Origin of the sequence: Pseudomonas sp. MD195_PC81_125, from assembly GCF_014060985.1 — a bacterium.
GTDB lineage: Bacteria > Pseudomonadota > Gammaproteobacteria > Pseudomonadales > Pseudomonadaceae > Aquipseudomonas > Aquipseudomonas parakoreensis.
This window is the reverse complement of record NZ_JABULD010000441.1, coordinates 1-6,202: the sequence shown is the minus strand read 5'-3', so window position 1 is coordinate 6,202 and position 6,202 is coordinate 1. Positions and strand designations below refer to the sequence as shown.

The 6,202-nt window shown below is 62.5% G+C and carries 7 protein-coding genes and 2 pseudogenes; 7 read left to right on the top strand and 2 right to left on the bottom strand.

Annotated features, from left to right (window positions below; translation table 11 throughout):
* The first annotated feature begins 25 nt into the window (after positions 1-25).
* The 6 genes and pseudogenes from HT737_RS17890 (at position 26) to HT737_RS17865 (ending at position 4,933) form a co-directional block, all read left to right on the top strand.
* Positions 26-498, top strand: a pseudogene (locus tag HT737_RS17890) (hypothetical protein).
* Positions 495-1,691, top strand: a complete 1,197-nt coding sequence (locus tag HT737_RS17885; protein WP_182403487.1) for a beta-ketoacyl-[acyl-carrier-protein] synthase family protein — start codon at positions 495-497, stop codon at positions 1,689-1,691. Before HT737_RS17890 ends, HT737_RS17885 begins: the two are co-directional and overlap by 4 nt.
* Positions 1,688-2,152 (top strand): hotdog family protein, encoded by a 465-nt coding sequence (locus HT737_RS17880; protein ID WP_182403485.1) that lies wholly within the window; start codon positions 1,688-1,690, stop codon positions 2,150-2,152. Before HT737_RS17885 ends, HT737_RS17880 begins: the two co-directional genes overlap by 4 nt.
* Positions 2,145-2,873: a 3-oxoacyl-ACP reductase FabG gene (gene fabG / locus HT737_RS17875; protein WP_041074891.1), complete on the top strand. Its 729-nt coding sequence runs from the start codon at positions 2,145-2,147 to the stop codon at positions 2,871-2,873. The genes HT737_RS17880 and fabG overlap by 8 nt, the downstream gene beginning before the upstream one ends.
* Positions 2,873-4,098: pseudogene (locus tag HT737_RS17870) on the top strand (beta-ketoacyl-ACP synthase). The gene fabG and the pseudogene HT737_RS17870 overlap by 1 nt, the downstream one beginning before the upstream one ends.
* A 25-nt stretch (positions 4,099-4,123) precedes the next feature.
* Positions 4,124-4,933 carry a hypothetical protein gene (locus HT737_RS17865; protein ID WP_041074895.1) on the top strand — a complete coding sequence of 270 codons (810 nt, stop codon included), beginning with the start codon at positions 4,124-4,126 and terminating at the stop codon, positions 4,931-4,933.
* 56 nt (positions 4,934-4,989) lie between these two features.
* Here HT737_RS17865 and HT737_RS17860 read toward each other — a convergent pair whose 3' ends face one another.
* On the bottom strand, positions 4,990-5,277 hold the full coding sequence (locus tag HT737_RS17860; RefSeq protein WP_007943750.1) for an addiction module antidote protein: 288 nt from the start codon (positions 5,275-5,277) through the stop codon (positions 4,990-4,992).
* Positions 5,274-5,579, bottom strand: coding sequence for a type II toxin-antitoxin system RelE/ParE family toxin (locus HT737_RS17855; protein WP_041074898.1), 306 nt, complete (start codon positions 5,577-5,579; stop codon positions 5,274-5,276). The genes HT737_RS17860 and HT737_RS17855 overlap by 4 nt, the downstream gene beginning before the upstream one ends.
* Positions 5,580-5,696: 117 nt before the next feature.
* Here HT737_RS17855 and HT737_RS17850 point away from each other — a divergent pair, with 117 nt between their 5' ends.
* Entirely contained in the window at positions 5,697-6,134 is a 438-nt protein-coding gene (locus HT737_RS17850; protein WP_182403483.1) for an excinuclease, read from the top strand.
* The last annotated feature ends 68 nt before the right edge of the window (positions 6,135-6,202 follow it).

Sequence of the window (6,202 nt, the reverse complement as noted above, 5' to 3'; positions counted from 1 at the left end):
AGCTCCCACAAGGTTTGCGGTATGGCTGATTTTTAGTGGCATTTGCTTTGCTGAGTGCCTGCGCCAGCCAGGCCCCGCTGCCCCGCGAGCGACCCGACGCTGCCGTTACCGCTGCAACTGCACATCGAACGCCAACAGGCCGATCAGCGTCAGGACTGGCTGTTGGTGATCCAGCGCGAAGGCCCCGGCATCCGCTGGTCGATGATGGATCCGCTGGGCATTCCCCAGGCCCGTCAGCAACTGATCGACGGGCGCTGGCAGGCCGACGGGCTGCTGCCGCCCAATCCCGAAGCCCGGGAGCTGTTTGCCGCGCTGCTGTTCGCCCTGACCCCGTCCGGCGAACTGGCGCGCACTTACCCCACCGCGCAGCAGCAGGGCGAGCAACGCACGCTGGCGCCGCGCTGGACGATCCGTTATGCACAACCGTTGAGTTTCCAATTGAATCTGCCCCAAGGCCCGCACTATCGGGTTTCTCCTCTCGGTGAACCGACGCCATGACTGCCTATCTCAATGCCCTCGGCGTGATCTGCGCGCTGGGCCGCGACAAGCAACAGGTCGCGCAGAACCTGTTTGCCGGTGACTGCTCGGGCATGCGCCGCGAGTCCGGCTGGGTCGCCGAGCGTGAATTGCCCGTGGCGGCGGTACACGGTGAGCTGGCGGCCATTCCGGCCGAACTGGCCGACCAGCGCAGCCGCAACAATCAACTGCTGCTGGAAGCCGCGCTGCAGATTCGCGAGGACATCGACCGGGCCATCCAGACGTATGGTCGCGAGCGCATCGGCGTGGTGCTCGGCACCAGCACCTCGGGGATCGACGAGGCCAGCCGCGGGCTGGCGCACTACCTTCGCGAGCAGCAGTTCCCTGGCGAGTACGACTATCGGCAACAGGAACTCGGAGCGCCGGCGAACTTTCTCGCCGATTGGCTGCAACTCAGCGGCCCGGCCTACGTGATTTCCACCGCCTGCACGTCCAGTGCGCGGGCGCTGATGAGCGCACAGCGCCTGCTCGATCTGGGCCTGTGCGACGCGGTGCTGTGCGGCGGGGTCGACAGCCTGTGCAAACTGACGCTCAACGGTTTCAGCGCGCTGGAAGCGGTGTCCGACCAGCGCTGCAATCCGTTCTCGGCCAACCGTAACGGCATCAACATCGGCGAAGCGGCGGTGCTGTTTCTGATGAGCCAGCAGCGCAGCGACGGCCCGGCCATTGCCCTGCTCGGCAGCGGCGCCAGCTCCGACGCGCACCATATTTCCGCGCCGGAACCGAGCGGTCGCGGCGCCCTGCAAGCCATGCAGAAAGCCTTGAGCCGCGCACAGTTGCAAGCGGCGCACATCAGCTACCTGAACCTGCATGGCACCGCGACCCAGCACAACGATGCGATGGAAAGTCTGGCAGTCGCCACGCTGTTTCCCGACGGCGTGGCCTGCTCGTCGACCAAGCCGATGACCGGTCACACCCTCGGCGCGGCCGGTGCGCTGGAAGCAGCGTTCTGCTGGCTGAGCCTGAGCGCCGACAACCCGCAGCATGCCTTGCCGCCCCACGTCTGGGACGCCCAGCCCGACCCCGACTTGCCGGCGCTGAAGTGGGTGACTGCGAGCGAACGCCTGTCGTCCATTGCACCCCGCTACCTGATGAGCAACTCGTTTGCTTTCGGCGGCAACAACGTCAGCCTGATTATCGGAGACGCCCCATGAACGACTGGCCGCTCGCCGAACTGCTGCCCCACGCTGGCGACATGATCCTGATCGACCGCATCCTCAGCTTCGACGAAGAGCAGATCCACACCCGCCTCACAGTCAAGCCCGACGGTTTGTTCAACCTGCCAGACGGCAGCCTGCCGGCGTGGGTCGGCATCGAGTTGATGGCGCAAAGCGTAGCCGCCTTCGCCGGTTGCCACGCACGACAGAAAGGCAACCCGGTCGCGCTGGGTTTCCTCCTCGGGACGCGTAAATTCGAGTGCAACGTCGAAGCGTTTCCGGCCGGCAGCGAACTGACCATCCACGGCATCCGTTCGCTGGAAGACGACAACGGCATGGGTGTTTTCGAATGCCATATCAACGCCCCCGGCATTGAGGCCAGCGCACGGTTGAACGTGTTCCGCCCGCCGCAGCCCAGCCAATATCTTGAACAAAACAGGGAGTCGAACGATGACTGAATCCGTATTGGTCACCGGCTCCAGCCGTGGTATCGGCCGCGCCATTGCCTTGCGTCTGGCGCAGGCCGGGCACGACATCGTCCTGCATTGCCGCAGCGGCGTTGCCGAAGCGCAAGCGGTGCAGGCCGAGATCGAAGCGCTGGGCCGTCACGCACGCATCCTGCAATTCGACGTCGCCGACCGCGAAGCCTGCAAAACCATCCTTGAAGCTGACGTCGAAACCCACGGCGCTTATTACGGCGTGGTGCTTAACGCCGGCCTGACCCGCGATGGCGCTTTTCCGGCGTTGAGCGATGACGATTGGGACGTGGTGCTGCGCACCAACCTCGACGGTTTCTACAACGTCCTGCACCCGGTGATGATGCCGATGATCCGTCGTCGCGCCGCCGGTCGGATCGTCTGCATCACCTCGGTGTCGGGTTTGATCGGCAACCGGGGCCAGGTCAACTACAGCGCCTCCAAGGCCGGAGTGATCGGCGCTGCGAAGGCGTTGGCGATCGAACTGGGCAAGCGCAAAATCACCGTTAACTGCGTCGCACCGGGCCTGATCGACACAGCGATGCTGGATGAAAACGTGCCGGTGGAAGAACTGATGAAAATGATCCCCGCACAACGCATGGGTACCCCGCAAGAGGTTGCCAGTGCAGTGAATTTCCTGATGTCGGCGGAAGCCTCGTACATCACCCGTCAGGTCCTGGCGGTCAACGGAGGCCTGTGCTGATGAAGCGCGTCGTCGTCACCGGCATGGCCGGCATCACTTCGCTTGGCAGCGACTGGCAGACCATCGCCGGCAACTTCGCGGCCAACCGCAGCGGCATTCGCCGCATGCACGAGTGGGACCGGTTCAGCGAACTCAACACCCGTCTGGCCGGGCCGATCGATGATTTTCTCGTCCCGGCGCACTGGACCCGCAAGCAACTGCGCAGCATGGGCCGGGTCTCGCGGCTGGCCGTAGGCGCGGCAGAACAGGCACTGGCCGACGCCGGCCTGCTCGGCGATGAATCGATCAAGGACGGGCGCATGGGCGTGGCCTGCGGTTCGTCCACCGGCAGCACCGACGAGATCAAGGCCTTCGGCAACATGCTGCTCAATTCGGTGGCCGAAGGCCTCAACGCCAACTCCTACGTGCGGATGATGCCGCACACCACCGCGGCCAACATCAGCATCTTCTTCGGCCTCACCGGGCGCCTGATCCCGACGTCCAGCGCCTGCACCAGCGGCAGTCAGGGCATTGGCTACGCGTATGAAGCGATCAAGTTCGGACGCTGCCGCTGATGCTCGCCGGCGGCGCCGAAGAGTTGTGCCCGACCGAAGCCATGGTTTTCGATGCGCTGTACGCCACCAGTCTGAAAAACGATGCGCCACAGACCAGTCCGCGTCCGTACGACAAGGGCCGCGACGGTCTGGTGATCGGCGAAGGCGGCGGCATGCTGGTGCTCGAAGAGCTGGAGCATGCGCTGGCTCGCGGTGCGCGGATCCACGCCGAGATCGTCGGCTTCGGCAGCAACGCCGACGGCCAGCACACCACCCGCCCGGAACAGGTCACCATGCGCCGCGCCATGGAGCTGGCGCTGGAAGATGCCGGGCTGACGCCGGACGCCATCGGTTACGTCAATGGTCACGGCACTGCTACAGAACAGGGCGACATTGCCGAAACACTGGCGACCAGCAGCCTGTTCGGCGAACACATGCCGATCAGCTCGCAGAAGAGTTTCCTCGGCCACACGCTGGGGGCCTGCGGCGCGCTGGAGTCATGGTTCAGCATCGAGATGATGAATCGCGACCTGTATGTGCACACGCTCAACCTCGACGAGGTCGATCCGCACTGCGGCAAGCTCGATTACCTGCGCGGCGAATTCCGCCAGATGCGTCACAACTACGTGATGAACAACAATTTCGCTTTTGGTGGCGTCAACACCTCGTTGATTTTCCGCCGCTGGCACTGACCGCAACACGTTTGGAGTGAAGGGAATGACTCAGTTTCACCGCATCGCCGCCCTGCTGGCCCTGGCCTTGGCCTTGGTGCTCGGCGGTTGCACCAGCAAACCGGTTTACAACGCCAAGGAAGAATTTTCGCCCAACCTCGGATTCACCCAGGCGCAGATGAGCCGCGCCATCGTCACCGCGCTCAACGACCGCCAGTGGGTGGTGCAGTCGGTTCGCCCGGGCATGATCAAAGCGGCGATCACGGTACGCGGCCGCCACCACGCCGAGGTCGACATCCCGTTCAGCCCGACCTCGTTTGAAATCGACTACCGCAGCAGCTACGGCCTCGACGCCAAGGACGGCAAGATCCACGGCAACTACAACCGCTGGGTCAACCGCCTGCGCGACAACGTGCTCAAGGAACTGTCGATCAACCCGGACATCGAGTTCGTCAACGACCTGGGCATCGTCAAGCAAGGCGCCGACGAGCCGACCTACCTGAGCTTTCGCGAGGGCGTCAAACGCGCCACCGACGCCGGCCTGCTGGACGGCAGCGTGAAGTTCTACCTGGCCGGCGAAACCCTGCCAAAGCAGGTGCGCAAACTCGACACCGTGAGCAGCAGCCGCAAGACCAACGGCTCGAACAAATCCGACACCGACGCCTGCTTCTGGGCCCTGCAATCGGCCCTCGCCACCCTGCAGAACGCCGCGAAAAAAGCCGACGCCAACGCGGTGATCAACATCGCCAGCGTCGACCAGCGCGACCTGTACAAAGACACCGAAAAATTCCAGTGCCGCGCCGGTCTGGTGGTGTCGAGCGTGGCGTTGCGTGGGGATTTGGCCCACGTCGATTGATTGACAGTAGAAACGACAGAGGGCGCCTTGCGGCGCCCTTTGCTATTCAGTTCAGCTCAAGTGCTGGCATGTAACTTCAAGCCCAACGCCTTCACCACTTTCAGAATCGTTCCAAACTCAGGATTTCCTTCACCTGAAAGTGCACGGTAGAGACTTTCTCGAGACAGCCCGGCGTCACGTGCGACTTGGGTCATGCCTCGCGCTCTCGCAATGGTGCCCAGTGCCTTGGCGATAAAGGCAGGATCATCTCCAGCCTCCTCCATGCAGGCATCCAGATAATTGGCCATGTCCTCTTCTGTCTTGAGGTACTCGGCTGAGTCCCAACGAGTGAATTGTTCGGTCATGGGTTTTGCTCCTGCCAAGACTCCGCGATGAGCCTGGCTTGCTTGATATCTCGGGGTTGGCTGCTCTTGTCTCCACCACAAAGGAGGATGACCACTTGCCGACCTTGTTGCATGAAATAGACTCGATATCCGGGGCCATAGTCAATTCTGACTTCGCTGAGCCCCTCACCGACGGCTTTGACATCACCAAAATTCCCATCGGCCATACGATCAATGCGCACCTGAATACGCATCCTGGCGCGGCTGTCAGCCAGCTTCAAAAGCCAGCTGGAGAATGTTGAACTTCGAATGATCTCAGGCATGACCGAGAGTGTAGCCCTTGAGCTACACATGTACCAGACGGTTTTTTCTGCACCGACGTACGGTGTCTACACTCCATAAATCGTTGAATGCTGACTCGCAAAGTCAAGGAGATGACCATGCAAGTGAAAGCCCTGATCGCCGCCGCACTCCTCGGGCTATTGCCCAGCGCCAGCCACGCCACCAACCTGATGTACATGCCGTTCGAAACCGTGCTCTCGGATGCGATTCGCGCCGGACGGCTGGATGGCAGTGTGAAGTTTTATCTGATCGGCAACGGGCCGCAGGGCACGCAGCAGTTGTTGCGCCGGGATGTGGTCAGTGATTTGCGCACCAACGGCTTCAACAAGAGCGATCACGATTCCTGCGAGTGGGTGCTGCAGTCGAACCTGATCAAGTTGCAGGCCGACGCCAAGCGGGTCGGGGCGAATGCGGTGGTCAATATCGTCAGCTATTACGACCAGCATGTGCGCAAGGATTTGAATACCTATGAGTGTCGGGCCGGGGTGTTTGTGACGCGGGTGGCGTTGAAGGGGGATCTGGTGCGGTTGCCCTGAAATATGCGGTGTTCGGGCGAGCGTCTTCGCGAGCAGGCTCGCTCCCACCTTGAAATGCGTTGCCCTGT

Bases quoted from the DNA above. Each gene is read 5' to 3' on its own strand.
- HT737_RS17865 (WP_041074895.1), top strand. From the start codon at position 4,124: ATGACTCAGTTTCACCGCATCGCCGCCCTGCTGGCCCTGGCCTTGGCC.
- HT737_RS17860 (WP_007943750.1), bottom strand. From the start codon at position 5,277: ATGACCGAACAATTCACTCGTTGGGACTCAGCCGAGTACCTCAAGACA.
- HT737_RS17880 (WP_182403485.1), top strand. From the start codon at position 1,688: ATGAACGACTGGCCGCTCGCCGAACTGCTGCCCCACGCTGGCGACATG.
- HT737_RS17855 (WP_041074898.1), bottom strand. From the start codon at position 5,579: ATGCCTGAGATCATTCGAAGTTCAACATTCTCCAGCTGGCTTTTGAAG.
- fabG (WP_041074891.1), top strand. From the start codon at position 2,145: ATGACTGAATCCGTATTGGTCACCGGCTCCAGCCGTGGTATCGGCCGC.
- HT737_RS17850 (WP_182403483.1), top strand. From the start codon at position 5,697: ATGCAAGTGAAAGCCCTGATCGCCGCCGCACTCCTCGGGCTATTGCCC.
- HT737_RS17885 (WP_182403487.1), top strand. From the start codon at position 495: ATGACTGCCTATCTCAATGCCCTCGGCGTGATCTGCGCGCTGGGCCGC.